The sequence below is a fragment of the Corallococcus sp. EGB genome (genome assembly GCF_019968905.1).
In the GTDB taxonomy this organism is placed as follows: domain Bacteria; phylum Myxococcota; class Myxococcia; order Myxococcales; family Myxococcaceae; genus Corallococcus.
Genome location: NZ_CP079946.1, coordinates 6,654,061 through 6,675,383, shown reverse-complemented (window position 1 = coordinate 6,675,383; position 21,323 = coordinate 6,654,061). Strand labels below are relative to the sequence as shown.

Below are 21,323 nucleotides of genomic sequence, written 5' to 3'. Positions count from 1 at the left end.
TGGGGGGCCTCCCGCTGGGAAAAAGCTAGGGGCGGTAGGGGCAGGGGACAGGCCCGAGGGGGAAGACCGTGTGCATGCCCGTTCGCTTCTCGGCCCGTGGGGCGTGGTCTGGACGCGACAACCGGCACTCCGGGCGCAGGGTGGGGTGCTTGAAGCCCGTGCGGGATTCACCTAGCGTACCGGACAAAGCGCGGAGGCTGGCCGCAGGGTTGGCGCTCCGCCAGGAGACCGTGACCTCGATGCCCCCGCCCGCCAGGCCCTCCGCGCCGCAGCCCCAGCCCCAGGAACTGCCTGCCCCGTCCTATCCCGCCGTCGAGACCTTCATCGAGAAGGCCTCCGCCAACGACATCCAGGCGCTCTTCGCGCCCGTCAAGGCGGGGCTCACCGACCTCAAGGGGCCCCGTGCGGAGATCGGCAAGAAGGCCCAGGCTGCGATCGCGCGCTCCGAGGAACTGCTCACCCTGCTCGTGGACGTCCGCGAGAAGCTCGTCGCGGAATCGAAGCAGTCCAAGGGCCGGAAATAACAGGCTTTTCCGGGGGCTGGACGATTTCTTGTCACCAGCAGGCAACCGGCGGCCGGCTCTCCCGATAATCCATTGAAAGAGCCACGGGATGATCCCTGGCTCCCCTTTTGAATCAACGCTGGCACCAGCGCGGAGGCTGAAATGAGCGTCAAGATCGACAGCGGCATGATGGGTCCGAACCTGCGCATGAACACCCAGATGACCACGGCTCGGCAGACGCCGAACACGAGCTTTGGCGCGCGCGTGCAGAACGGCCTGAACAGCACCGTCGGCGCGGTGGGCGCTGGCGTGGGCGCGGTTGCGGGCTTCGTCCCCGGCGCGGGCATCGTCTCCGCCGCTGTCTCCTCCGCCCAGACCTTCTCCGGCGCCTCCGGCTCCGGCATGCAGGGCGGCCCGTACGTGGGCGTGATGAACACCGGCGCCGGCGCGGTGCCCACCACCAACCTGCCCGGCGTCGGCACGGGCATGCCCACGGGCGGCAGCTCCACCGCGCTGGGCACCAGCGTCGGCGGCACCAGCGCTGGCGGCAGCGTGGGTGACCAGCTCAACGCGAACAGCAGCCTCAAGACGATGATGGACGACAACGTCAAGCTGCTGAACATGCAGTCCGCGATGCAGCACGAGTCGCAGATCTTCACGGCTGTTTCCAACGTGATGAAGTCGCGGCACGATACGACCAAGAACTCCATCGGCAACATCCGCTAGTCTTCACGGACGGCGGAATCTGACCGGTGCAAGGAAGGCGGCCCTCGACGGCCGCCTTCCGTGCTTCCGGCGACAGGAAAGGAAGCGCGACGTCCATGGCGGAGACCCCTTCGGAGATTGCCAACAGCCTCGTGCCCCTGGCGCGTCAGCCGGCCATGGTCCTGCTGGAGTCCGGCTACCTGTGGCTGGACATGGGGCACTTCGACAAGGCCAAGGAGGTCTTCGTCGGCGCCGCCGCGCTCATGCCCAAGAGCGAGGTGCCCCAGATCGGTCTGGGCGCCGTGGAGTTCGCGCAGGGCAAGCACGACAAGGCCCTCGCGGCCTATCGCGTCGCCCAGCGGCTCGCGCCCCTGTCGTCGCTGCCGCGGGCGCACGCCGGTGAAGCCCTGCTGTTCATGGGCAAGGTGCCGGAGGCCCTCAAGGAACTGAAGGCCGCCATCGACCTGGAGCCGGACAGCGACGGCGCGAAGCTGGCCCAGGCGCTCATCCAGGCGAAGGAAGCGGGGGCCCTGCCTCCGCCGAAGAAGTAGTCGCTGAGAAGAAGGAGGTACGTCGATGGCTGTCGGTGGAGTCGGACGTGGGGGTGGGAAGGGCCGCGCGGGCGGTGTCAAGGGGGCGTCCGGTCCATCGGGCGCCTCTGGCGCGTCCTTTGGCGGCAAGGTGGACCGCACGGAGTCGCTCGTCGGGCCTTCGGGTCTGGTAGGCTCCAGCAACGTCCAGGGCCCCCAGGCCACGGATCCGATCGCGGCGCAGGCACTCGCCATCGCCAAGCGGCTCAAGAATGGGGGCTTCAAGAGCAAGGAGGAGGCGACGAAGGCGCTCGTCTCCGAAGTGCTCCAGGAGAAGTTGAACATGAAGTCCGCTGCCCTTACGGGCCGCATCGCCGGGGCGCTGCAGGACGATCCCCGGCTGAACCAGGTTCTCGAGCGGCTGTGGTCCAAGGCCGAGTGAGCGCGCCGCTTGCCTCTGGGTGAAGACAGGAAGGTCATCCTGGAGAAGTACGGCCCGTACGTGCGGTCGCTCGCGGCCACCGTGCGCAAGCAGTTCAATGCCCAGCTGGAGCTGGATGAACTGCTGGCCTATGGGCAGATTGGCCTCCTCGAAGCCGCCGAGCGCTTCGACCCCAAGGTGGGCGCCAACTTCCTTACCTTTGCCCACTATCGCATCAAGGGCGCCATCTTCGACGGTCTGAGGAAGATGGGGGTCCTGCGGGGCGCGGACGCCCGCACCGCCTACCAGGGCGAGCGCGCGACGGCGTATCTGGGAAATCTTGCCGACCGCGAGCAGGGCGCAAGCAACCGCGGGTCGTCATTCGACGATGATATTGGTGACATCTCGGATGCCGTGGCGGGCCTCGCGGCTGTTTTTGCAGCGGGGGCGGAAGGGGCGGAGGCGGCGGGCTACGTGGATGAGTCACTCCCGGCGGATCAGCGCCTGGAGATGGAGCAGTTGAAGAACCGGGTGCGCTCGGCCATCGAGAAGCTTCCGGAGAAAGAGCGCAAGCTCCTGCAGGGCTATTACTTCCAGGGACGCACGTTGGAAGAGGCAGGAGCGGAGATCGGGCAGTCGAAGAGCTGGGCGTCGCGGCTTCATGCGCGGGCCATTGATCGGCTCAAGGAACTCTTGAACGAGGAGGAGGAACTCCCTCCCGCCTCGACGGATGCAAGGAGGGTGTCACATGGCGGCTCCGATGAGCGGCATCTCCGCGGCGCAGGTGGCGCAGCAAAAGCTGCAGGACCAGGGCGCGCAGCAGACGCAGAAGACGGGCGCGTCGAAGTTCGACGGAGTTCTCGCTGACAAGGCGCAGGGCGCCGGCCAGGTGGACGCCGCCCAGAACGTGAACAAGGCCCAGGCCGCGCAGGCCGCCCAGAAGGTGGACTCCGTCCGTCAGGTGGAGACCGTCAACAAGGCGGAGAAGGCCAACCTGAACAAGGTGAGCAGCGCCGCCCAGCAGCCGGCCACCGCCAAGGGTGCCGAGCCCGTGGACGCGAAGGCGGAAGCCTCGAAGACGACCAAGTCGGGCGGCATGGTGTCCGACCTCGTCTCCGGCCTGGAGAAGGGCCAGGTCAGCATGGACAAGCTGATCAAGGAGGCCTCCTCCGGCAAGAACATGTCCAACGCGGAGCTGCTCGGCCTCCAGGCGTCCATGTACAAGTACTCGCAGGAGCTCGACCTCACGTCGAAGGTCGTCGAGAAGGCCACCAGCGGCCTGAAGGACGTCGTCAAGACGCAGGTCTGAAGTCCCACCCGCCGGGCCATGGCGGCATGTGAAGGGCGGTCCCTCCCGGTCTCGGGAGGGGGCGCCCTTCCGCGTTTTGCAAGGGCCCTGTTAAGCTACGCGCGCCCATGACTCGCCGAACGCCCGTCTTCGCCGCCCCGCTCCTCGCCCTGCTGTTCCTCACCGGCTGCTCCATCGAGCTGCAGCACGAGCTGACGGAGGCGGACGCCAACGAAATCTACGTCCTGCTCAGCAAGAACGGCATCAACGCCAAGAAGGAGAAGGCGGAGGGCGGCAACGAAGTGCGCTTCACCATCGTCGTCCCCAAGGGCGACGCCGCGCAGGCCGCGGAGCTCCTGAAGCGCAACTCGCTGCCGCGCCCGGTGGAGAAGGGCCTGTCCCACTTCGCCAAGGGCAGCATGGTGCCCACCGCCACGGAGGAGCGCGCCATGCTCCTCAAGGCCATGGCGGGTGAGGTCTCCAACGCGCTCAACCAGATTGACGGCGTGCTGGAGGCGCGGGCCATCGTGATGGTGCCGGAGAACAACGACCTGTCGCAGCCGGAGAACCGGCCGCTGCCGTCCGCCTCCGTGTTCATCAAGTACCGCACGGTCGAGGGCGGCAAGCCCCCCGTCACCGTGGACGCGGTGAAGCAGTTCGTCGCCAGCTCCGTGTCGGAGCTCAAGCCGGAGGCCGTCACGGTCCTGATGACGGAGGCCATGGCCCCCACGGCGGAGACCACGGAGACCAACCGCCTGCAGGACGTGCTCGGCGTGCGCATGACGGCGGCCAGCGCCAGCACGTTCAAGATGATCCTCGGCGGCGCGTTCGCGCTCATCCTCGCGATGATGGGCGTCACCGCGTGGACCTTCATGCGCGGGGGCTCGGGGGGCGCCGCCCCCGCCGCGGCGGCGCGTCCGGCGCGTGCGCGAGGAGGTCGCACGGAGTAGTCCCGCACGTCGCTTCCCGCGGCCCTCCTGGGGCGGACCGCGGGGCGCGTCCTTACAAGGCTGGGGACGCGTCTTCTCATCTTCAGCGGGCCACCTGGGGGCCCGCGAGGTGACCGTTGGATTCCTTCTTCACCTCGCTCAGCAAGCGCCAGACCATGATGCTGCTCACCGCGGTCACCTTCGGGGGCCAGGAGAGCACGGCGGCGCTGGAGCACCTGCCCGACGAAGAGAGCGCGCTCCTGCGCCACCGCGCGCAGGAGATCCTCCAGATTCCGCGCGAGAAGCGCCTGCCCGCGGTGGTGCAGGAGCTCAAGCGCCTGATGAAGGACCGGCGCGGTCAGCTGTGGACCGCGGATCCGGAGCGGCTGGCGGCGCTGCTCCAGCGCGAGCGCGCCGCGCTGGTGGAGGTCACGCTGCGCGCGCTGCCCGGCAACATGGCGGAGGCGGTGCGTGGCCACCTGCCGCCCTCGCGCGTGAAGCTCACCCGCGAGGTGCGGCCCCAGATCCTGGACATCATCCGCTGGAAGCTGGAGGAGGCGCTGGCGCGCGAGGTCGCCGGCCAGTCCGCGGGCTTCAAGTTCGCGGACGTGCTCAACCTCCAGACCCGTGAGCTGCTCACGGTGAGTGATCGCCTGGGCGCGCGCGTGCTCGGCCCCGCGCTGGCGGGACTGCCCGAGGAGGAACGGAACGGGCTCATGGAGTCGCTGCCGCCGGACCTGCTCCAACTGGCGAGCAAGTCCGTGGCGGCCAATGCGCCGCGCAAGCTCCCGGAAGAGGACGCGCGCGCGCAGCTCAACCTGCACGAGGGCTTCACCCGTCTGGCGGGGGCCATCCGCAGCGCGGGCGTGCAGCGATTGGCGCGTGCCTGCGTCGCGCAGTCCCCGGAGTTCGCCGCGCGCATGCTGGAGAAGCACCGCGGCGAGTTCGGCCACCTGGTGGCGAAGTGGGTGCGCGAGGAGCGCTCTCGGCCCACGGCCCGGGGCGACGGTGGACGCACCGACATCGTGATGGACCTGGAGCGGCTGGCCGTGCGCGGCCTCATCGAGCGGCCCGTTCGGCTGACCGCGCCGCCGCCGCGCCCCTCCGCCGTGCTGCCGCCGCCGCCGGGAGCGCGCAAGCCCGCGCCGGCGCCGGGTGCCCGTCCCGCGGCGCCAGGCGCGGGGCCCGCGTCGCCGGGTGCGCGTCCCGCGGCGCCGGGAGCCGCACGTCCGGGGGGCCTCGCGCCTCGCGAAGGCCTGCGCACCACCGCGCCGGATCCGTCGCGAGCGCCCGCGCTCCGGGCTCCCAAGTCGCTTCGCGGCGGCGCCGCCGCTGCCGACGCGGCGGGGGATTCCGGGGCCCGGCGAGACTTCATGGCCGAGCGCGCGGCCCGCCGCGCGGGTGCGGCCTCCAGCCGTGACGGGGCGCCGGGTGCGAGCCCGGCACCCGGCGGACGTCCGCGTCCGGCTCCTGGGGAGGAGCGGGGGGCGTCCGTGGGGCCCGCGCCCCGCGCGCCCGTGGTCTTGCCCGAAGGCGACGCGAACGGTTCGAAGATGCGCCGCATGCCGGTGGAGCGCGAGCGGGGGCCCGCGCCCCGCGCCCCCATGGCGGCCCCGGAAGCAGACGCGAACGGCTCCCAGATGCGCCGCATGCCGGTGGACCGGGGCTCGTCGGTGGGCCCCGCGCCCCGCGCGTCCATGGCGGCCCCGGAAACAGACGCGAACGGCTCCCAGATGCGCCGCATGCCGGTGGACCGGGGCTCGTCGGTGGGCCCCGCGCCCCGCGCCTCCCCCGGGGCCGCTCCAGGCCGCAGGGAGCAGGAGGGCAGCCCACGGCCCGCGCGTCCCGCCCGGCCGGATCCAGACGGGGCTCGCATCGGTCCGCCGCCCTCGCGGCTGGGCGCACGCGGTGCGTCACGCCCTCCAGAACCGGACGCGCCCGAGGGCCGCTCCGTCCGGGTCGAGCGCCCGGCTCGGCCTCCCGCCGACGCGGAGGCGCGAGCCCCCCGGCGCCCGGAGCCATCCGGAGAGCCTGCGGAAGGAGCCCGGGTGCTGCGCTCGCGCACCGGCGGCCGTCCCTCGGTGCGTCCCGAACCAGGGGGCGAGCCGGAGCGTCCTCCGCGCGTGCTCTCCAGCCAGGCTGGCTCCCGGTCCTCGGAGGGAACCCAGGTGGGCCGCCGTCGCCCCCCTCCCACCGACCGGCTGGGCCCGGACGACGCGGGCGGCCCCGGAGGGCGTGGACCGCGCGGCGGAACGCGCTAGCATCCGGTCTCCAAGGAGCAACACATGGCGATCGGCAAGGTCATCAAGGGGGACGGGCTGGCGGAGTCGGTGGTCGTCGCCACGTCCGAGCGACCGGCATTGCGTCCGCCCCGCGCGGGCGTGATGAATGCCGAGGTCTTCGAGGCGCGCCAGGGCGCCCAGGGCATCATCGAGGAGGCCCAGCGCGAGCGCGAGCGCATCCTCGCCGAGGCTCAGCGCGAGAAGGAGGAGCTCTTCGCCAAGGCGAAGGACCTGGGTCGTCAGGAAGGCATCGCCCAGGCCGCGGAGCTGATCCTGCGCGCGAAGATGCAGGCAGGGGAGATCCTCCACTCCCACGAGCAGGACGTCATCGCGCTCTCGCTGAAGATGGCGGAGAAGATCCTCGGCCGCGACCTGGAGCGCGAGCCGGAGCTGCTCGTGGACATGTGCGCGGCGGCCATCGACAACCTCCGCAACGCGCGCGCCATGGTGCTTCGCGTGCACCCGAAGACGGCCGCGGTGCTGCGCGCCAAGCGCCCGCAGTTGATGGAGCTCATCGGCCGCACGGTGGATCTGGCCATCAAGGAGGATCCGGAGGTCGCCGCCGTGGGCTGCATCGTGCAGACGGAGTTCGGCACCGTGGACGCGCAGCTGCCCACGCAGCTGGAGATGCTCCAGAACCTCCTGCAGCCGGACACCGCGCGCAAGAACGGCCCTCCCTGAGCTTCCGGGTCAACGCCGCGCCCCAGCGCCCCTTCCGCACTCCGCCATGGCCATCGACCTCTCGCGCTACTACGACCTCATCAAGGAAGCGTCCCTCGTCCGGGTGCGCGGCCGCGTCACCGAGCTGACGGGCCTCGTCATCAAGGCGAGCGTTCCCAACGTGCGCATCGGCGAGGTGGTGCTGATCAAGAACCGCCAGCGCGGCCTGATGAAGTCGGAGGTCGTGGGCTTCGTGGGCGATGAGGTGATGCTCATGCCCCTGGGCGAGCTGTACGGCATCGGTCCGGACAGCGAGTGCATCCCCACCGGCCGTCCGCTCACCATCAAGTGCGGCGACGCGCTCCTGGGCCGCGTGCTCACCGGCATCGGCGAGCCCATGGACGGCATGCCCCTGGAGGGGGAGGGCCTGGTCGACTGGCCCGTGGACCGCGACTGCCCGGACCCCTTCACGCGCCAGCGCATCGAGCGGCCGCTGCCCCTGGGCGTGCGCTGCATCGACGGGCTTCTCACCGTGGGCGAGGGGCAGCGCGTGGGCCTCTTCGCCGGCTCCGGCGTCGGCAAGTCCACGCTGATGGGCCAGATTGCCCGCAACACGCAAGCCGACCTCAGCGTCGTGGCGCTCATCGGCGAGCGTGGTCGCGAGGTTCGCGAGTTCATCGAGGACGCCATGGGCGAGGAGGGCATGAAGCGCGCCGTGCTGGTGTGCGCCACGTCCGACCAGCCCGCCCTCGTGCGTCTGCGCGCCGCCTACGTCGCCACGGCCATCGCGGAGTACTTCCGTGAGCGCGGCGGCAACGTGCTGTTCATGCTCGACACGGTGACGCGTCTGGCGCGCTCCCAGCGCGACATCGGCCTCGCCATCGGCGAGCCCCCGGCGCGTCAGGGCTACCCGCCCAGCGTCTTCTCCATGCTGCCGCGCATCCTTGAGCGCACGGGCAACTCGGCGAAGGGCAAGTGCACCGCCATCTACACCTGCCTCGTGGCCGGCGGTGACATGGAAGATCCCATCGCGGACGAGGTCCGCGGTATTCTGGATGGCCACTTCATCCTCAACCGTGAGCTGGGCGCGCGAAACCAGTGGCCGGCCATGGACGTGCTCCAGAGCCTCAGCCGCGTGATGAGCGGCATCGTCAGCAAGGAGCACAAGAAGGCCGCCGGCAAGCTGCGCGAAACGCTCTCCACCTACGAGAAGCAGCGCGACCTCATCCTGCTGGGCGCCTACCAGGCCGGCGCGGACCCCAGGACGGACTACGCCATCGAGAAGTACGACTCCATCATCGACTTCCTCAAGCAGGACACCCACTCCAACTCCCCGTACGAGGAGACCGTGGAGCAGCTCATCAACCTCTTCGCGGACTGAGCCGGGCCGCCCCCGGCACACAAACGGACCGGACGGTTTTTGGGTAGGATGCCCCCACCATGCCCCCGTACCGGTTGCAGTCACTGCTGGACATGCGTGAGAAGGCGAAGGAGGAGGCCGAGCGGGCCTTCTCCGACGCCGTCAAGGCGCTGGCGAAGGAAGAGCAGGAGCAGGCGCGCCTGGAGGCGGAGCTGGAGCGCCGCCGCAAGGAGCGCAAGGCCAAGGTCCAGGAGTACTTCCAGCAGATCATGGCCAAGGGCGCCGGCATCAACGGCATGAACATGATGGGCCGCTTCGAGGAGCGTCTGAAGGACGACGAGGCCCAGGTCGCCCTCCAGATTGAACACCAGAAGGAAGTCGTCCGGACGGCGGGCCGCCTGGTGGAACAGCGCCGCATGCTGATGGCCGAGGCCGCCAAGGAGCTCAAGGCCATCGAGAAGAACAAGGAGAAGTTCGTCAAGCAGGTGAAAAAGGAACGCCAGGATCGGGAGGAGTTGCAACAGGAGGAGATCGGCAGCGCCTTGTTCCTGGCCCGCCAGCGCAAGTAACCTCCCGCCGCCTTCCGCCGAGTCTGGAGAGACGCCATGAGCCGAGTTGATGACGATCGCGATGCCGCGCGCTTGGCGGAGCGGATGATCCAGGAGCGCAAGCTCGCGGAGGCGAAGACCCAGAAGCGCCTTCAGGGCGAGTCCGTCTTCTCCAAGCTGGTCCAGCAGGGACAGGCCGAGCAGACCCAGCCCAAGCAGGCGCAGGAGATGAAGCAGCCCCTGGGCAAGCAGGTGCTGGCGCGCCTCGCGCAGCAGGGGCAGGGGAAGACCTTCGACGAGAAGCTGGCCCAGAAGGAGACCCAGGCGTCCCCCTTCACCCGCCCCGGCGAGTCCTCCCAGGGCGCGCAGCAGTCCCAGCGCAACACGGAGACGCAGCACCTGTCGAAGCAGGCGGAGACCCACAAGTCGGAGGTCGTGGAGGAGAAGCGCTCCACGGACGTCCGCGACGGCGACCTGTCCAGCGCCGAAGGCAAGGCCGGCCGCCTGAGCCAGGAGAAGGGCGAGCTGAAGATCGACGTCAACGCCGGCGGTGGCAAGGGCGCGGGCGGCGGGGCCAGCAAGGACAAGGACGACAAGGGCGCGCAGATGGCGGGCGCGGGCTTCCGCTTCAACCCCGCGCTGATGGCGCCGGTGCCGGTGGCCAAGCCCAAGGACATGGCGGGTTCGGAGCGCCTGCGCGCCATGGCCAACGAAATCGCGCAGAAGATCGTGGAGCGCGTGCGCGTGGGCACCAACGCCGCGGGCAACGCGGAGTTCCAGATCGACCTGCGCGGGGACGTGCTCAACGGCCTGTCCATCAAGGTCAGCGCGAAGAACGGGAAGATCTCCGCCGTCTTCAGCGGCAACGACCGCGACACCTTGAAGATGCTGGAAGAGCAGAGCGAAGGCCTGCGCAGCGCCCTGGGCGGCCGCGGTCTGGCGCTTGAAAATCTGAGGTTCGAGGCCAAGACATGAGCCTGGAGCCGGACGACGAGCCCGGAGTCTTCGAGCGCACCATGTTGGTCGACACCCGGAAGCTGGGCCCGCCGCCCCCGAAGCCCGCACCGGCGCCGGCGCCGGCCCCCGCTCCGGTCGCGCCGTGGCGGCCGTTCGCGTTCACGAACCTGGAGAAGGTGTCGCGTTCGCAGGGCAAGCTGGCGGAGCAACTGCGGTGGCTGACGCCCAACGCGGGCACGCTGGACACCGTGTGCGCGCGCCTCAAGGCGCTCTTCGACGTGGACGTGCGTCTGTCCGTGGAGTCCGCCCAGGCGCGGCCCATGACGGAGCTGCGCCGCTTTTTGGGGGACCCGTCCTTCCTCGCGGTCCTGGCGCCCGGCGCGCTCAAGGGCCGGGTCATCCTCGAAATCGAGCTGTCGCTGGCGCACTCCGCGGTGGACCTGCTGCTGGGCGGCGCCGGTGAGACGGTGGGCCTGCGGCCCCTGACGGACATCGAGGAGGGCGTGATGGGCTACGTCGTCCTGGAGGCCCTGAAGGAACTGGTGCCCGGGCTTCAGCCCGGCGTTCCCCGGCCCCGGCTGGACGGCGTGGCGCGCGGCGTGGATGAGGTGTCCGCGCGCCTGGGCGAGGACGGCCCGATGCTGGCGGTGCACCTGAACGCGGTGCTGGGCTCGCACCGTGGCATCGTCCGCCTGGTGGTGCCGTCCGCGGTGCTGGAGGCGGCCGAGCCCGCCGTGGAGAGCGCCCAGCGGCGTGAGCACCGGCTCGCGGACATGCGGGCTCACGGGCGGCGCCTGTCGGCCATCCGCGACTGGCTGCGCGCGGAGATTGGCGTGGCGGAGCTGTCCGCCCAGGACCTGGCCTCGCTGCGCGTCAAGGACGTGCTGCTGTTGGACATGCTGTCGGCGCGGCCGGACCGGGGCGAGCCCGGCACGGCGCAGCTGCGGTTGGGGCTGGGGCGCACCGGGCACCTGGCCGCGGAGGTGTTCGTGGACGGGGGCCGCTACCGGGCCCGCATCACGGAGATCATCCCCGGAGAGCCGGGCAACCCCCAGGGTGGGGAGCCCGGCTCCAGCGGCGGTGGCCAGGAAGAGAACGAGGACTTCACCAACCCGGAGCTGGGCGTTCCTCCGGAACTGGAAGGGGCGGCATTGGACGACGCGAACAACCGGGAGGGAAGCGATCTGCTCAGCGACCTGCCCCTGCAGGTGGCCGTGGAACTGGCGCGCGTCCCCATCACGGCCGAACAGGTGGTGGGGCTGCGCACGGGGCAGGTCATCGACCTGCGCCGCGGCGCCGGAGAGCCGGTGGACCTGTCCGTCAACGGCAAGGTCGTGGCCCGGGGCGAACTGGTCGAACTGGACGGCCAGCTGGGTGTGCGCATCATCCACCTGAGCTGACCCCGACGAAGCCCGAGCGCCCGAGGCAGGCGGGCAGGGGGGCGTGCTCCCACCCGGGCCCGTGGCGGTCCCGGCCCGGGTGAACTAGGCTCGCGTCCATCCATGGCAGTCCTCCGCTTCTCCTCCTCACGCTCGATCCTCGGCGCCGTGCTGCTCTTCGCGTCGCCCGCCGCCGTCCTGGCACAGGCGCCCGCGGCGCCGCCGGCGAAGGCCGAAGCCGCTCCCGCCGGGGAGCCGGCCCCCGCGGCTCCGTCCGCGCCTTCCGAAGCCGCCGCGCCGACAGACAATGACAAGGCGGCCCGGGCCTCGCGGCACTCGGACGAACTGGACCGCGAGCTGGGCGCGACGCCGGAAGGGGCGGATGCCCAGGAGAGCCTGGGCTGGGTGGTGGTGCGCACGGTGGCGCTCCTGGGCGCGGTGCTCGCGTCCATCTACCTGACGCTCAACGTGGGCCTGCGCAAGCTGATGGGCCTGCAGGGCGTGGCGGTGGGCAAGGCGTCGGTGGTGTCGGTGATGGAGCGCATCCCGTTGGATCAACGGCGCACGCTCTTCGTCCTGAAGGCCGCGGACGAGTACCTGCTGATTGGTGGCGGCGACGGTGGCGTGCAACTGGTTTCAAAGCTGGACCGCGACGCCGTGGAGCGCATCCGCGCCGCACGGGAGCAGCCAGCGCCGGTGTCCCTGAGTCCTTTCCTCCAGAAGCTCCTCTCCCGCCGGAATGGTGGCACCCCGCCGCCGCCGGGCGTCTGAAGGCCGTCCCGTGAACCGTCAGTCCTCCGCCGCCCGTCCGCTGCTGTTCCGCGCTCCGCCCTGGCTCTTCGCGGCCCTCGTGTCGCTGCACCCCATCGTCGCGTCGGCCGCGAAGAAGGGCGCGGAGACGATTCCGGACTCCCTGGTGAAGGAGGCCGTGAACACCGACTCCTTCACCTCGCGCCCGCTCATCCTCATCCTCGCGCTCGCGGCCATGTCGCTGGTCCCGTTCGCGCTGATGATGGTGACCAGCTTCGTGAAGATCTCGGTGGTGCTCTCCATCGTCCGCTCGGCGCTGGGCACCCAGCAGATTCCCCCCACCCAGGTCATCACCGGCCTGGCCATCATCCTCACCGTCTACATCATGGCGCCCGTGGGCCAGGAGATGTACCGGGCGGGAGGCCTCGACATCTGGTCCCGGGGCACGTCGGTGTTCTCCTCGGAGACGGTGGGCACGATGCTGAGCGCCGCGGACAAGTCCAAGGAACCGCTGCGCGAGTTCCTGATGAAGAAGGTCACCAACAAGGACCGCACGCTCTTCTACAGCCTGGCGAAGAAGATGCGGAAGGAGGAGGACCGCAAGGACATTGGCCAGAACGACTTCATGGTCATCGTCCCGGCCTTCGTCGTGTCCGAACTGAAGGAGGCCTTCCAGATTGGCTTCCTCTTGTTCGTGCCCTTCATCGTCATCGACATGGTGGTCGCCAACATCCTGCTGGCGCTGGGCATGCACATGCTGTCGCCCACGACCATCTCCATGCCCTTCAAGCTCTTGTTGTTCGTGCTCGTGGACGGCTGGTACCTCATCGCCAAGGGCCTGGTCATCGGCTACCTGTAAGGAGCCCCGTACTGCCATGAATCAGCTCACGTTCATCACCCAGGAGGCCCTGTTCCTGGTGCTCGTGGTCTCCGCGCCGCCGGTGCTCATGAGCCTCTTGGTGGGCTTCATCATCGCCCTGTTCCAGGCCACCACGCAGATCCAGGAGCAGACGCTCACGTTCGCGCCCAAGGTGGTGCTCGTCTTCGGCGTGCTGGCCATGACGGGCCCATGGATTGGCGGGCAGCTCCTGCGCTTCACCTTCCACGTCTTCGACCGCTTCCCGGCGCTCATCGGCAGATGAACATCGGCGAAGCCATGGCCGAGCTGGGCGCTCGGTTCAACCTGTCGATCATCATCTTCACGATGGCGCTCATCATGTGCCGCGTGATGCCCATCCTCATCTTCAGCCCCTTCCTGGGCGGCGAGGTCGTGCCCTCGGAGATGAAGCTGGGCCTGGGCCTGATGGTGTCCGCGGTGTTGTTCCCGTCCGTCGCGGACCGGATGGACAAGATTCCCCTGAGCGCGCTCCCCTACATCGGGCTGCTGCTCAAGGAGATCTTCATCGGCCTGTCATTGTCATACATCATCAACATCATCTTCGACGCGGCCCGGGTCGCCGGCACCCTGATGGACACCATGGCGGGCAGCAACAACGCCCAGCTCTACGTGCCACAGCTGGGCCAGCAGGTGTCGCTCTTCTCCAGCCTCAAGGTGCAGCTGTGCGTGGTGCTGTTCCTGTCGCTGGACGGCCACCACGTCATCATCCGGGCGCTCGCGGACAGCCTGGCGGTGGTGCCGCTGGAGGGCTTCCCGCACTTCAGCCGGGGCGTGTGGCCCTTCTTCGATCTGCTCGTCCGCTGCTTCGCGGACATGTTGAAGATCAGCCTGGCGCTGGCGGGGCCCGGCATGGTGGCCGCGTTCGCCACCGACCTGGCCATGGGCGCCATCAACCGCGTGGCCCCGCAGATCCAGGTCTTCTTCATCGCGATGTCGCTCAAGCCGCTGATGAGCGTGCTCATCATCTTCGTCTCCATCCACGTCATCGTCGGCCGCATGCAGGGCGAGATGACCTCCATGCTGCGCATGGTGCGGCAGGCCATCCAGCTGCTGGGCTGAGGACTCCCGGGACCGCACCATGTCGGACGAGAGTGGCGACAAGACAGAGGAACCGTCGCAGAAGAAGCTCGACGACTCCCGCAAGAAGGGGCAGGTCTGGAAGAGCAAGGACCTGACGGGCGTCGCCGTGCTCGTCGCCGGCCTGGGCATCGCCCGCGGCACGTGGGACACGGTGGAGAGCGAAATCTCCGCGCTGTTCCTCTTCACCTTCGAGACCATCGCGCATCCAGAACGCCTGGACATGGCGATGTCGCAGATCCTCTACATGGCGCTGAAGTCGCTGGCCATCCTCACGGTTCCGGTGGCGGCCGGAGCGGCGGCGATGGGCGGATTGATGGACTTTCTTCAGGTCGGGTCGCTGTTCACCATCGACCCGGTCATGCCCAAGTTCGACAAGCTCAATCCCATCGCGGGCTTGAAGAACATGTTCACGAAGAAGGCCTTCGTCCAGCTGCTGCAGAACCTCATCAAGATCTCCGTCGCCGCCTACGTCGTCTACGGCGTGGTGCGCGACTCGATGCCCCTGGTCATCGAAACGGTCCGGCAGGACACGCACGGCATCATGGCCATCCTCGGGGAGATCATCTACCGGGTGGGCGCGCGCATCGTGCTGCTCTTCGTCATCTTCGGCGTGTTCGACGTGTGGTGGCAGCGCAAGTCATACATGAAGGACATGATGATGACGAAGGAGGAGGTCAAGAAGGAGTACAAGCAGAGCGAAGGTGACCCGCACCACAAGGCCAAGCGCAAGGAGCTCCACCACGAGATCATGGAGGGAGCCCAGATGGAGGCGGTGAAGGACGCGAGCGTCATCGTCACCAACCCGGACCACGTCGCGGTGGCCCTGATGTACGACCAGAGCAAGGACGGGGCGCCCCGGGTCATCCTCAAGGGCATCGACGCGAAGGCGGAGCGCATCAAGGCCATCGCGCGCGAGGCGGACGTGCCGCTGCTTCGCAACGTGCCCCTGGCGCACGCGTTGTTGCGCGTGGAGGTGGGGGAGGAAGTGCCCGAGGAGCTCTACGACGCGGTCGCCGAGGTCCTCAACTTCGTCTACGGATTGAAGCAGCAACAGGCGGCGGTGCCGCCCACGCGCGCCTGAGGAGGAGCCCATGGCCAGCGACGAAGAGGCGGACATCGCCATCGCCATCAAGTACGACAACAAGGCGGACGGGGCCCCGCGCGTGGTGGCGAAGGGGATGCGCCTGAAGGCGGAGAAGATCCGGGAGATCGCCAAGCAGTACGGCATCCCGGTGATGCGCAACGTGTCCCTCGCGCACGCCTTGTACCGGGTGGACGTGGGCCAGGAGGTCCCCGAGGAGCTCTACGACGCGGTCGCGGAGGTGTTGAATTTCGTCTACGCGCTCCAGCGGGAGCAGCAGGCGGGCGGACGCTGAAGGGGGCTGGACGCGGGCCCCCCTCCTGTATTGAAGTCGGTCCACCATGGCCAGAATCAATAATCAGCCCCCCAGTACCGCATGGCCCTGGGGCGGCCCCCGGAGTGTCCGTGAGCGGCTGGTGGATCCAGCGCAGCTCGAGCGGGCGAAGAAGGCGCGCAAGGCCGGCAACATCAAGAACCCGTCAATGCCCTCCGCGGCGTTGCTGGACTTCATCGGGCCGGCGCACTCCTCGGAGGAGCTCCGGCTGCCGCTGCCGCCGCACCCGGGCGGGCACGACGCGGACCTGGAGGGCTTCAGTGACCGGCCGCACCTGGCCAGCGTCGCCGGCCGCGGTGATGACGGACAGCGCCGCATGCTGGAGCGCGGGCTCTCCAAGGTGAACGCCCCGCCAGAGCGCCTGGAGCGCCTCAAGGCCCTGCTGCAGCGCGAGTCCGCCATGCTGGGGCTGGTGGACCAGGTGAGCGCGGAGTCGCAGGAGATCATCCGCCGCATGTGGGAAGAGCAGAAGGACGAGGGCTACTGACGCATGGCGGCGCTGGACCCGGAGGATCCGCAGGACGAGGCGAAACTCACCGCGCTCCTGCAGCGCTGGGCGGAGGGGAAGGCCACGCTCCGTGAGGTGCGTGGCTATTCCAACGACGAGCTCTACACCATCGCGAAGACGGCCTACTTCTTCTTCTACCAGGGCCGGCTGGCGGAGGCGCGTACGCTCTTCCAGGGGCTGTACGCCATCAACCCCACGGACGTGTACTTCGCCAAGGCGCTGGGCGTGGTGGAGATGGCCGCGGGCAACGGGCAGGGCGCGCTGGCCGCCTTCGACGTGGCGGCGAAGCTGGCGCCCCAGGATCCGGCGGTCTACGTGGGCCGCGCGGAGGTGAAGTTGGCCATCGGACAGAAGACGCAGGCGCTGGAGGACCTTCGCCGCGCCGCGGCGATGACCCCGGTGGATGATCCGGTGGTGCGCAAGGCCAGCGCGATGATCAGCGCGCTCACCCGGCGTTGAGTTCGCTGGGGCGAGGGAGCTGGGGTTTCCGGGGCTTGAGGAGCTTCAGGCGTTTCGTGGCGCCGTGGATCTTCTGCTAGGGTATTTCAGTCATCCTTTTCTCCCCACCCAAGGACAGCGCAATGTCGACCCCGAACCCTGATCCTCGAGTCCCCGCCACCCTGCCTCCGGCGGCCCCCGAAGCGGTGACCAAGAAGCGCGATGCCCTCGTCGCGGGTCTGGATGCGGCCGCGAAGACCGCCACCGGCACCCTGCAGGCGGTCCTGCGCAAGATGTCCGAGCTGCTCGCCAACACGCGGGAAGGCGCGCAGATGAACCTGAACCTCTACGAGGACGTGAAGACGGCCTTCAACCGCCACCTGAAGGAGGCGGAGAAGAACCCGCAGCTGGCGAAGGACATGCCGGCCGTGCTGCTCGAGTCCGTGGAGTGGATGCAGGAGTACCTCGCTTCGCGCGGCTTCGAGACCCCGGCCGCCGCTCCGGCCGCTGCCGCCGCCCCGGCTGCTCCGGCCGCCTCGGGCCAGCAGAAGGCGAAGGACGCCTTCGAGAGCTCCAGCGCCGCCAAGAAGCGCGCCACCCTCACCGGCGACGTGCCGCCGCCGCCCGCGGTCGCCAATGCCAAGCCTCCGGACGTGCAGGACGCGCAGAAGGACCTGGAGTCCTTCAAGGCTTGGATGAAGAACCCCGCCCTGGGCAAGCTCAAGGGCTAGTGGGTTCCCCGCGGCGGGGGCCCTCCTTCCGGGGACATCCCCCGCCCCCCGGCACGCAACTTCCCGTTCCGTCGGCGGATAATCCCTTCAAGATTCAACTTCATTCCCAAGGAGTTCCCCCATGGCTGGTGGAGTGAGTGGTGTCGGCGCGAGCAGCGGCGCCCAGCGCAAGCAGGCGACCAACACGGAAGCCGAGAAGCAGAAGGTCGTCCAGGACGTCATCAACCAGTCCGTGTCCAAGATGAACGAGGACCAGGGCAAGACGAGCTTCCTGGGCGAGGGCCGCGTCGACAAGGTGAAGGAGAAGACCTCCGAGGAGATGGCGCAGTTCCTCAAGGAGAACCCCAACGCCACCGTTGAAGAGGTCAAGGCGAAGGCGGAGGAGCTGTCCGCGAAGAACGAGTCCAACGCCGCCTTCGAGAAGATGCGCGACGACAACTTCTTCAAGAAGCTGATGTCCCGCCGCAAGGAGCTCATCCAGGACATGTGGGGCTGAGCCGTCCCGGAATGTGCTGGAGTTCGCGCTGCCGTCCGTCCACCCTGGGGTGGCGGGCGGCAGTCGTGCTTTGCGGGGCAGGCAGCCCGCCAAGCGCTGGCATCTGGCTTGAATGGTGGACGGATGCCCCGGATTCTCCGGTAGAACCGACCCGGGGCGACCGGCACTTCAGGGACTGACGCCGGAACGGTGCGGAAACCGAAGGAGGACGCGGATGCGCTGGACTCGAAACGCAGTGGCCTGGAGCCTGGTGGGGATGCTTGGCGTCGTCGGGGGCTGCAGCAGCAAGGAGAACGGCGGCAACGAGGACGGGGGCGGTACCCAACAGGGAGGCGCCCTGTCCGGCAAGGTGGTGGACACCCGGGGACAGCCGCTCGCGGGGGCGATCATCACCGCGGACAACACCCAGTTCTATGACTCCAATGTCCAGGCGACGTCGGGTTCCGATGGGACGTACCGCATGGACGTCAGCCGCCCGATTGGCACCTGGCACGCCAGCGCCGTCGTGAAGCGGCAGTACAACGGGAAGGACTACACCTTCGACCTGGATCCGAGCGACGACAACGTCTTCGCCGGAAACGAAGGCGCGGTGCGCAACTTCGCCTGGAAGCTCACGGGCAAGCGCCCGGATGACCAGGGCAACTACGGGGGCCTGGTGGTGGTGTACGTGGATCAGTTCACGGACCCAGCGGACCCGAGCTCGCCCATTACCAACGAGGACATCGAGCTGACGCTGACCCCCAGCGGGCCGCTGGTGGACGGCAGCACCGGCCAGCCCCTCACCCAGAAGCTGGTGCGCACCCCGGACGGGGATGCCGTGACGGACGTACCCGTGGGCCGCTACACCTTTTCCGCTCGCTACGTGCAGGCCGGGAAGGCGCCCCGTCCGATGCAGGTGCGCATCCGGGACACCGGCCAGTACGCCAACTCCGTGACCGCGGACTTCGAGTCCGTCCTCATCAGCCGGCACCAGATTGAACTGAACGCCCAGCTGCCGAGCCCCTGAGTCCACCCAGGGAGACGGCTGTCTGCGAGGGGCGGTACCCGCCGCCCCCGCCCGGAGACGCGGGCGGCGTCGCCGCAAAAGCGAAGAGCCGGCCTCCCGCATAGGGAGGGCCGGCTCTCGTACGCCCAGGACCGCGGCGAATTACTTCATGTTGCCGATGATCGACATGGCGATGTCGCTCAGCTTCTTCATGATGTTGGAGGCGAAGGCAGCGGCCTCCTGCTGCTTCTGGAGCATCAGCTGGGCGCGGGCGCGGACCAGGTCATCGCCCTTGAGGCCCTGAAGGGTGGCGGACTCGGTCTCGTTCAGACCCTGGCTGGTGTTGAAGGCGGAGCGGACTGCAGAGCCGGCGACGTCAGCGTTCATGGGGGACTCCGAAGGTTGGAAGCGGGTGGGTACCGCGAAGCTGCTTACAAAGGGATTATCCGGGGCAGGGCCTGGGAGTTTCCTCCGGCTTTTTCTTTCGGATTTCCCCGCCCGCGACGGAGGAGCCGTCCTCGGGCCGCCATGGCCACCAAAAAGCGAAGAGCCGGCCTCCCGCGAAGGAGGACCGGCTCTTGTACGCCCGGAAAAGCAGCGGAATTACTTGGTGTTGCCGATGATCGACATGGCGATGTCGCTCAGCTTCTTCATGATGTTGGAAGCGAAGGCAGCGGCCTCCTGCTGCTTCTGGAGCATCAGCTGGGCGCGGGCGCGGACCAGGTCATCGCCCTTGAGGCCCTTGAGGGTGGCGGACTCGGTCTCGTTCAGACCCTGGCTGGTGTTGAAAGCGGAGCGGACTGCAGAGCCGGCGACGTCAGCGTTCATGGGAGACTCCGAGGGTTGAAGCGGGTGAGTACCGCGAAGCTGCTTACAAAGAGGATTATCCGGGGCAGGGCCTGAGAGTTTCCTCCCCCCTATTTTCTCCCGAATTTTCTCTGGGGATCCAGAGGGGGACTTGCGAAGGCCGATCAAAAGCGAAGAGCCGGCCTCCCGCGAAGGAGGACCGGCTCTCGTACGCCCGGAAAAGCGGCGGAATTACTTGGTGTTGCCGATGATCGACATGGCGATGTCGCTCAGCTTCTTCATGATGTTGGAGGCGAAGGCAGCGGCCTCCTGCTGCTTCTGGAGCATCAGCTGGGCGCGGGCGCGGACCAGGTCATCGCCCTTGAGGCCCTTGAGGGTGGCGGACTCGGTCTCGTTCAGACCCTGGCTGGTGTTGAAAGCGGAGCGGACTGCAGAGCCGGCGACGTCAGCGTTCATGGGAGACTCCGAAGGTTGGAAGCGGGTGGGTACCGCGAAGCTGCTTACAAAGAGGATTATCCGAGGCAGGGCCTGGGAGTTTCCTCCGGCTTTTTCTTTCGGATTTTCCCCGCCCGCGACGGAGGAGCCGTCCTCGGGCCATCATGGCCGCCAAAAGCGAAGAGCCGGCCTCCCGTGAAGGAGGGCCGGCTCTCGTACGCCCAGGACTGCGGCGAATTACTTCATGTTGCCGATGATCGACATGGCGATGTCGCTCAGCTTCTTCATGATGTTGGAAGCGAAGGCAGCGGCCTCCTGCTGCTTCTGGAGCATCAGCTGGGCGCGGGCGCGGACCAGGTCATCGCCCTTGAGGCCCTGAAGGGTGGCGGACTCGGTCTCGTTCAGACCCTGGCTGGTGTTGAAAGCGGAGCGAACTGCAGAGCCGGCGACGTCAGCGTTCATGGGGGACTCCGAAGGTTGGAAGCGGGTGGGTACCGCGAAGCTGCTTACAAAGGGATTATGGTGGATCAGGGGCTCGAAGTTGCGTCCCCATTTTCCGATCATTTTTCCCGTTCGGAAAGCGGGACCGGGGGGCGAGGGCGGACGCACCCTCTTTGGAGGTTGTGCCGATAACAGATTAAAGTGCCCGCGCCCGGCATCCTCCAGTCCCTCGGGATGGGGCTTCGGGCGTACGACTTCATGTCCTCCCTCTGAGGGACCCGCGCTGATGACGACCGAATCCAAGGCTCCGGTGTCGAATGACAACTCCCGGCCGCTCTCTGGCCCGGAGATGCTCGAGCGGGCCACCGAGGGCTTCAACCTCTTCCAGGATGGCCGCTTCAACGAGTCGCTGGCCATCTTCGACACGCTGGCCTCGATGGATTCCTCCGAGGCCTACTTCCAGACCGCCCTTGGCGCCTGCCACCTGGCGCTGGAGGATCTGGACTCCGCGGTCGCGTGCTTCAACCGCGCCATCGAGCTGGACCCCTCCGACATCACCCCTTTCGTCAACCGCGGCGAGGCGTTCCTGCGCCAGGGCCGGACGACGGAAGCGGCTCGTGACTTCCAGCATGCCGTGTCGCTGGACCCCGACGACAAGGACCCCTTGAGCCGCCGTGCGCGCATGCTCGCCGCCGCGGCCCTGGAGAGCTCGGACGAGGCTTCGGAATCCGAAGCCCCCGAAGACGCTTCGTAGCCGGACCGCAGGCTCCCTCGCCG

The 21,323-nt window shown here is 68.5% G+C and carries 29 protein-coding genes; 25 read left to right on the top strand and 4 right to left on the bottom strand.

The window, feature by feature from the left end:
- Window positions 1–239: 239 nt before the first annotated feature.
- The 24 genes from KYK13_RS27335 to KYK13_RS27220 all read left to right on the top strand — a co-directional run bounded on the left by KYK13_RS27335 (window position 240) and on the right by KYK13_RS27220 (window position 18,884).
- Window positions 240–524, top strand: coding sequence for a hypothetical protein (locus KYK13_RS27335; RefSeq protein WP_223646786.1), 285 nt, complete (start codon window positions 240–242; stop codon window positions 522–524).
- A 141-nt stretch (window positions 525–665) separates the two neighbouring features.
- Window positions 666–1,229 carry a hypothetical protein gene (locus KYK13_RS27330; protein ID WP_223635328.1) on the top strand — a complete coding sequence of 188 codons (564 nt, stop codon included), beginning with the start codon at window positions 666–668 and terminating at the stop codon, window positions 1,227–1,229.
- Between the two features lie 95 nt (window positions 1,230–1,324).
- Window positions 1,325–1,759, top strand: coding sequence for a lipopolysaccharide assembly protein LapB (locus KYK13_RS27325; RefSeq protein ID WP_223635326.1), 435 nt, complete (start codon window positions 1,325–1,327; stop codon window positions 1,757–1,759).
- 25 nt (window positions 1,760–1,784) lie between these two features.
- Window positions 1,785–2,180 (top strand): hypothetical protein, encoded by a 396-nt coding sequence (locus KYK13_RS27320; RefSeq protein ID WP_014398430.1) that lies wholly within the window; start codon window positions 1,785–1,787, stop codon window positions 2,178–2,180.
- A gap of 9 nt (window positions 2,181–2,189) precedes the next feature.
- A complete protein-coding gene (locus KYK13_RS27315) occupies window positions 2,190–3,026 on the top strand; it encodes a sigma-70 family RNA polymerase sigma factor (protein ID WP_223635323.1) in 837 nt (278 codons plus the stop codon).
- Window positions 2,908–3,468 carry an ATP-dependent helicase HrpB gene (locus KYK13_RS27310; RefSeq protein WP_223635319.1) on the top strand — a complete coding sequence of 187 codons (561 nt, stop codon included), beginning with the start codon at window positions 2,908–2,910 and terminating at the stop codon, window positions 3,466–3,468. The genes KYK13_RS27315 and KYK13_RS27310 overlap by 119 nt, the downstream gene beginning before the upstream one ends.
- 107 nt (window positions 3,469–3,575) lie before the next feature.
- On the top strand, window positions 3,576–4,397 hold the full coding sequence (locus tag KYK13_RS27305) for a type III secretion protein (protein ID WP_223635316.1): 822 nt from the start codon (window positions 3,576–3,578) through the stop codon (window positions 4,395–4,397).
- A gap of 116 nt (window positions 4,398–4,513) precedes the next feature.
- The gene (locus KYK13_RS27300) at window positions 4,514–6,637 is read left to right on the top strand and encodes a hypothetical protein (protein ID WP_223635313.1); all 2,124 of its coding nucleotides are present in this window, start codon (window positions 4,514–4,516) and stop codon (window positions 6,635–6,637) included.
- Between the two features lie 24 nt (window positions 6,638–6,661).
- Window positions 6,662–7,339, top strand: a complete 678-nt coding sequence (locus tag KYK13_RS27295) for a FliH/SctL family protein (RefSeq protein WP_223635310.1) — start codon at window positions 6,662–6,664, stop codon at window positions 7,337–7,339.
- 46 nt (window positions 7,340–7,385) lie between these two features.
- Window positions 7,386–8,699 carry a type III secretion system ATPase SctN gene (gene sctN, locus KYK13_RS27290; protein ID WP_223635307.1) on the top strand — a complete coding sequence of 438 codons (1,314 nt, stop codon included), beginning with the start codon at window positions 7,386–7,388 and terminating at the stop codon, window positions 8,697–8,699.
- Window positions 8,700–8,758: 59 nt separating this feature from the next.
- On the top strand, window positions 8,759–9,247 hold the full coding sequence (locus KYK13_RS27285) for a flagellar assembly protein FliH (protein ID WP_223635304.1): 489 nt from the start codon (window positions 8,759–8,761) through the stop codon (window positions 9,245–9,247).
- 36 nt (window positions 9,248–9,283) lie between these two features.
- Window positions 9,284–10,201, top strand: coding sequence for a flagellar hook-length control protein FliK (locus tag KYK13_RS27280; protein ID WP_223635301.1), 918 nt, complete (start codon window positions 9,284–9,286; stop codon window positions 10,199–10,201).
- Complete coding sequence (sctQ, locus tag KYK13_RS27275; protein WP_223635298.1) at window positions 10,198–11,583, top strand: type III secretion system cytoplasmic ring protein SctQ; 1,386 nt, start codon at window positions 10,198–10,200, stop codon at window positions 11,581–11,583. Before KYK13_RS27280 ends, sctQ begins: the two co-directional genes overlap by 4 nt.
- 102 nt (window positions 11,584–11,685) lie before the next feature.
- Window positions 11,686–12,333: a flagellar biosynthetic protein FliO gene (locus KYK13_RS27270; RefSeq protein ID WP_223635295.1), complete on the top strand. Its 648-nt coding sequence runs from the start codon at window positions 11,686–11,688 to the stop codon at window positions 12,331–12,333.
- Window positions 12,302–13,171, top strand: coding sequence for a type III secretion system export apparatus subunit SctR (gene sctR / locus KYK13_RS27265; protein WP_370645170.1), 870 nt, complete (start codon window positions 12,302–12,304; stop codon window positions 13,169–13,171). Before KYK13_RS27270 ends, sctR begins: the two co-directional genes overlap by 32 nt.
- Window positions 13,172–13,187: 16 nt before the next feature.
- Window positions 13,188–13,454: a flagellar biosynthesis protein FliQ gene (gene fliQ / locus KYK13_RS27260; RefSeq protein ID WP_171420306.1), complete on the top strand. Its 267-nt coding sequence runs from the start codon at window positions 13,188–13,190 to the stop codon at window positions 13,452–13,454.
- Window positions 13,451–14,269: a flagellar biosynthetic protein FliR gene (locus KYK13_RS27255; protein WP_223635289.1), complete on the top strand. Its 819-nt coding sequence runs from the start codon at window positions 13,451–13,453 to the stop codon at window positions 14,267–14,269. Before fliQ ends, KYK13_RS27255 begins: the two co-directional genes overlap by 4 nt.
- Window positions 14,270–14,288: 19 nt before the next feature.
- Window positions 14,289–15,371: a type III secretion system export apparatus subunit SctU gene (sctU, locus tag KYK13_RS27250; protein WP_223635287.1), complete on the top strand. Its 1,083-nt coding sequence runs from the start codon at window positions 14,289–14,291 to the stop codon at window positions 15,369–15,371.
- 10 nt (window positions 15,372–15,381) lie between these two features.
- Window positions 15,382–15,666, top strand: a complete 285-nt coding sequence (locus KYK13_RS27245) for an EscU/YscU/HrcU family type III secretion system export apparatus switch protein (RefSeq protein ID WP_223635285.1) — start codon at window positions 15,382–15,384, stop codon at window positions 15,664–15,666.
- A 46-nt stretch (window positions 15,667–15,712) separates the two neighbouring features.
- A complete protein-coding gene (locus KYK13_RS27240) occupies window positions 15,713–16,192 on the top strand; it encodes a hypothetical protein (RefSeq protein WP_223635283.1) in 480 nt (159 codons plus the stop codon).
- A gap of 3 nt (window positions 16,193–16,195) precedes the next feature.
- A complete protein-coding gene (locus KYK13_RS27235; RefSeq protein WP_223635281.1) occupies window positions 16,196–16,672 on the top strand; it encodes a SycD/LcrH family type III secretion system chaperone in 477 nt (158 codons plus the stop codon).
- 122 nt (window positions 16,673–16,794) lie between these two features.
- Window positions 16,795–17,382 (top strand): hypothetical protein, encoded by a 588-nt coding sequence (locus tag KYK13_RS27230; RefSeq protein ID WP_223635279.1) that lies wholly within the window; start codon window positions 16,795–16,797, stop codon window positions 17,380–17,382.
- 121 nt (window positions 17,383–17,503) lie between these two features.
- On the top strand, window positions 17,504–17,878 hold the full coding sequence (locus KYK13_RS27225; protein WP_223635277.1) for a hypothetical protein: 375 nt from the start codon (window positions 17,504–17,506) through the stop codon (window positions 17,876–17,878).
- A 214-nt stretch (window positions 17,879–18,092) separates the two neighbouring features.
- Window positions 18,093–18,884, top strand: a complete 792-nt coding sequence (locus KYK13_RS27220) for a carboxypeptidase-like regulatory domain-containing protein (protein WP_223635275.1) — start codon at window positions 18,093–18,095, stop codon at window positions 18,882–18,884.
- Between the two features lie 141 nt (window positions 18,885–19,025).
- Here KYK13_RS27220 and KYK13_RS27215 read toward each other — a convergent pair whose 3' ends face one another.
- The 4 genes from KYK13_RS27215 to KYK13_RS27200 form a co-directional block, all read right to left on the bottom strand.
- The gene (locus KYK13_RS27215; RefSeq protein ID WP_223635269.1) at window positions 19,026–19,250 is read right to left on the bottom strand and encodes a hypothetical protein; all 225 of its coding nucleotides are present in this window, start codon (window positions 19,248–19,250) and stop codon (window positions 19,026–19,028) included.
- A 216-nt stretch (window positions 19,251–19,466) separates the two neighbouring features.
- Complete coding sequence (locus KYK13_RS27210; RefSeq protein ID WP_223635272.1) at window positions 19,467–19,691, bottom strand: hypothetical protein; 225 nt, start codon at window positions 19,689–19,691, stop codon at window positions 19,467–19,469.
- Between the two features lie 210 nt (window positions 19,692–19,901).
- On the bottom strand, window positions 19,902–20,126 hold the full coding sequence (locus tag KYK13_RS27205) for a hypothetical protein (RefSeq protein ID WP_223635272.1): 225 nt from the start codon (window positions 20,124–20,126) through the stop codon (window positions 19,902–19,904).
- A gap of 216 nt (window positions 20,127–20,342) precedes the next feature.
- The gene (locus tag KYK13_RS27200; RefSeq protein ID WP_223635269.1) at window positions 20,343–20,567 is read right to left on the bottom strand and encodes a hypothetical protein; all 225 of its coding nucleotides are present in this window, start codon (window positions 20,565–20,567) and stop codon (window positions 20,343–20,345) included.
- A 265-nt stretch (window positions 20,568–20,832) separates the two neighbouring features.
- On the opposite strand from KYK13_RS27200, the gene KYK13_RS27195 reads away from it, so the two are divergent.
- A complete protein-coding gene (locus KYK13_RS27195) occupies window positions 20,833–21,300 on the top strand; it encodes a tetratricopeptide repeat protein (RefSeq protein WP_223635266.1) in 468 nt (155 codons plus the stop codon).
- Window positions 21,301–21,323: the final 23 nt, after the last annotated feature.

Bases quoted from the DNA above. Each gene is read 5' to 3' on its own strand.
- KYK13_RS27335 (WP_223646786.1), top strand. From the start codon at position 240: ATGCCCCCGCCCGCCAGGCCCTCCGCGCCGCAGCCCCAGCCCCAGGAA.
- KYK13_RS27330 (WP_223635328.1), top strand. From the start codon at position 666: ATGAGCGTCAAGATCGACAGCGGCATGATGGGTCCGAACCTGCGCATG.
- KYK13_RS27325 (WP_223635326.1), top strand. From the start codon at position 1,325: ATGGCGGAGACCCCTTCGGAGATTGCCAACAGCCTCGTGCCCCTGGCG.
- KYK13_RS27320 (WP_014398430.1), top strand. From the start codon at position 1,785: ATGGCTGTCGGTGGAGTCGGACGTGGGGGTGGGAAGGGCCGCGCGGGC.
- KYK13_RS27310 (WP_223635319.1), top strand. From the start codon at position 2,908: ATGGCGGCTCCGATGAGCGGCATCTCCGCGGCGCAGGTGGCGCAGCAA.
- KYK13_RS27305 (WP_223635316.1), top strand. From the start codon at position 3,576: ATGACTCGCCGAACGCCCGTCTTCGCCGCCCCGCTCCTCGCCCTGCTG.
- KYK13_RS27295 (WP_223635310.1), top strand. From the start codon at position 6,662: ATGGCGATCGGCAAGGTCATCAAGGGGGACGGGCTGGCGGAGTCGGTG.
- sctN (WP_223635307.1), top strand. From the start codon at position 7,386: ATGGCCATCGACCTCTCGCGCTACTACGACCTCATCAAGGAAGCGTCC.
- KYK13_RS27285 (WP_223635304.1), top strand. From the start codon at position 8,759: ATGCCCCCGTACCGGTTGCAGTCACTGCTGGACATGCGTGAGAAGGCG.
- KYK13_RS27280 (WP_223635301.1), top strand. From the start codon at position 9,284: ATGAGCCGAGTTGATGACGATCGCGATGCCGCGCGCTTGGCGGAGCGG.
- sctQ (WP_223635298.1), top strand. From the start codon at position 10,198: ATGAGCCTGGAGCCGGACGACGAGCCCGGAGTCTTCGAGCGCACCATG.
- KYK13_RS27270 (WP_223635295.1), top strand. From the start codon at position 11,686: ATGGCAGTCCTCCGCTTCTCCTCCTCACGCTCGATCCTCGGCGCCGTG.
- sctR (WP_370645170.1), top strand. From the start codon at position 12,302: ATGGTGGCACCCCGCCGCCGCCGGGCGTCTGAAGGCCGTCCCGTGAAC.
- fliQ (WP_171420306.1), top strand. From the start codon at position 13,188: ATGAATCAGCTCACGTTCATCACCCAGGAGGCCCTGTTCCTGGTGCTC.
- KYK13_RS27255 (WP_223635289.1), top strand. From the start codon at position 13,451: ATGAACATCGGCGAAGCCATGGCCGAGCTGGGCGCTCGGTTCAACCTG.
- sctU (WP_223635287.1), top strand. From the start codon at position 14,289: ATGTCGGACGAGAGTGGCGACAAGACAGAGGAACCGTCGCAGAAGAAG.
- KYK13_RS27245 (WP_223635285.1), top strand. From the start codon at position 15,382: ATGGCCAGCGACGAAGAGGCGGACATCGCCATCGCCATCAAGTACGAC.
- KYK13_RS27240 (WP_223635283.1), top strand. From the start codon at position 15,713: ATGGCCAGAATCAATAATCAGCCCCCCAGTACCGCATGGCCCTGGGGC.
- KYK13_RS27235 (WP_223635281.1), top strand. From the start codon at position 16,196: ATGGCGGCGCTGGACCCGGAGGATCCGCAGGACGAGGCGAAACTCACC.
- KYK13_RS27230 (WP_223635279.1), top strand. From the start codon at position 16,795: ATGTCGACCCCGAACCCTGATCCTCGAGTCCCCGCCACCCTGCCTCCG.
- KYK13_RS27225 (WP_223635277.1), top strand. From the start codon at position 17,504: ATGGCTGGTGGAGTGAGTGGTGTCGGCGCGAGCAGCGGCGCCCAGCGC.
- KYK13_RS27220 (WP_223635275.1), top strand. From the start codon at position 18,093: ATGCGCTGGACTCGAAACGCAGTGGCCTGGAGCCTGGTGGGGATGCTT.
- KYK13_RS27215 (WP_223635269.1), bottom strand. From the start codon at position 19,250: ATGAACGCTGACGTCGCCGGCTCTGCAGTCCGCTCCGCCTTCAACACC.
- KYK13_RS27210 (WP_223635272.1), bottom strand. From the start codon at position 19,691: ATGAACGCTGACGTCGCCGGCTCTGCAGTCCGCTCCGCTTTCAACACC.
- KYK13_RS27205 (WP_223635272.1), bottom strand. From the start codon at position 20,126: ATGAACGCTGACGTCGCCGGCTCTGCAGTCCGCTCCGCTTTCAACACC.
- KYK13_RS27200 (WP_223635269.1), bottom strand. From the start codon at position 20,567: ATGAACGCTGACGTCGCCGGCTCTGCAGTTCGCTCCGCTTTCAACACC.
- KYK13_RS27195 (WP_223635266.1), top strand. From the start codon at position 20,833: ATGACGACCGAATCCAAGGCTCCGGTGTCGAATGACAACTCCCGGCCG.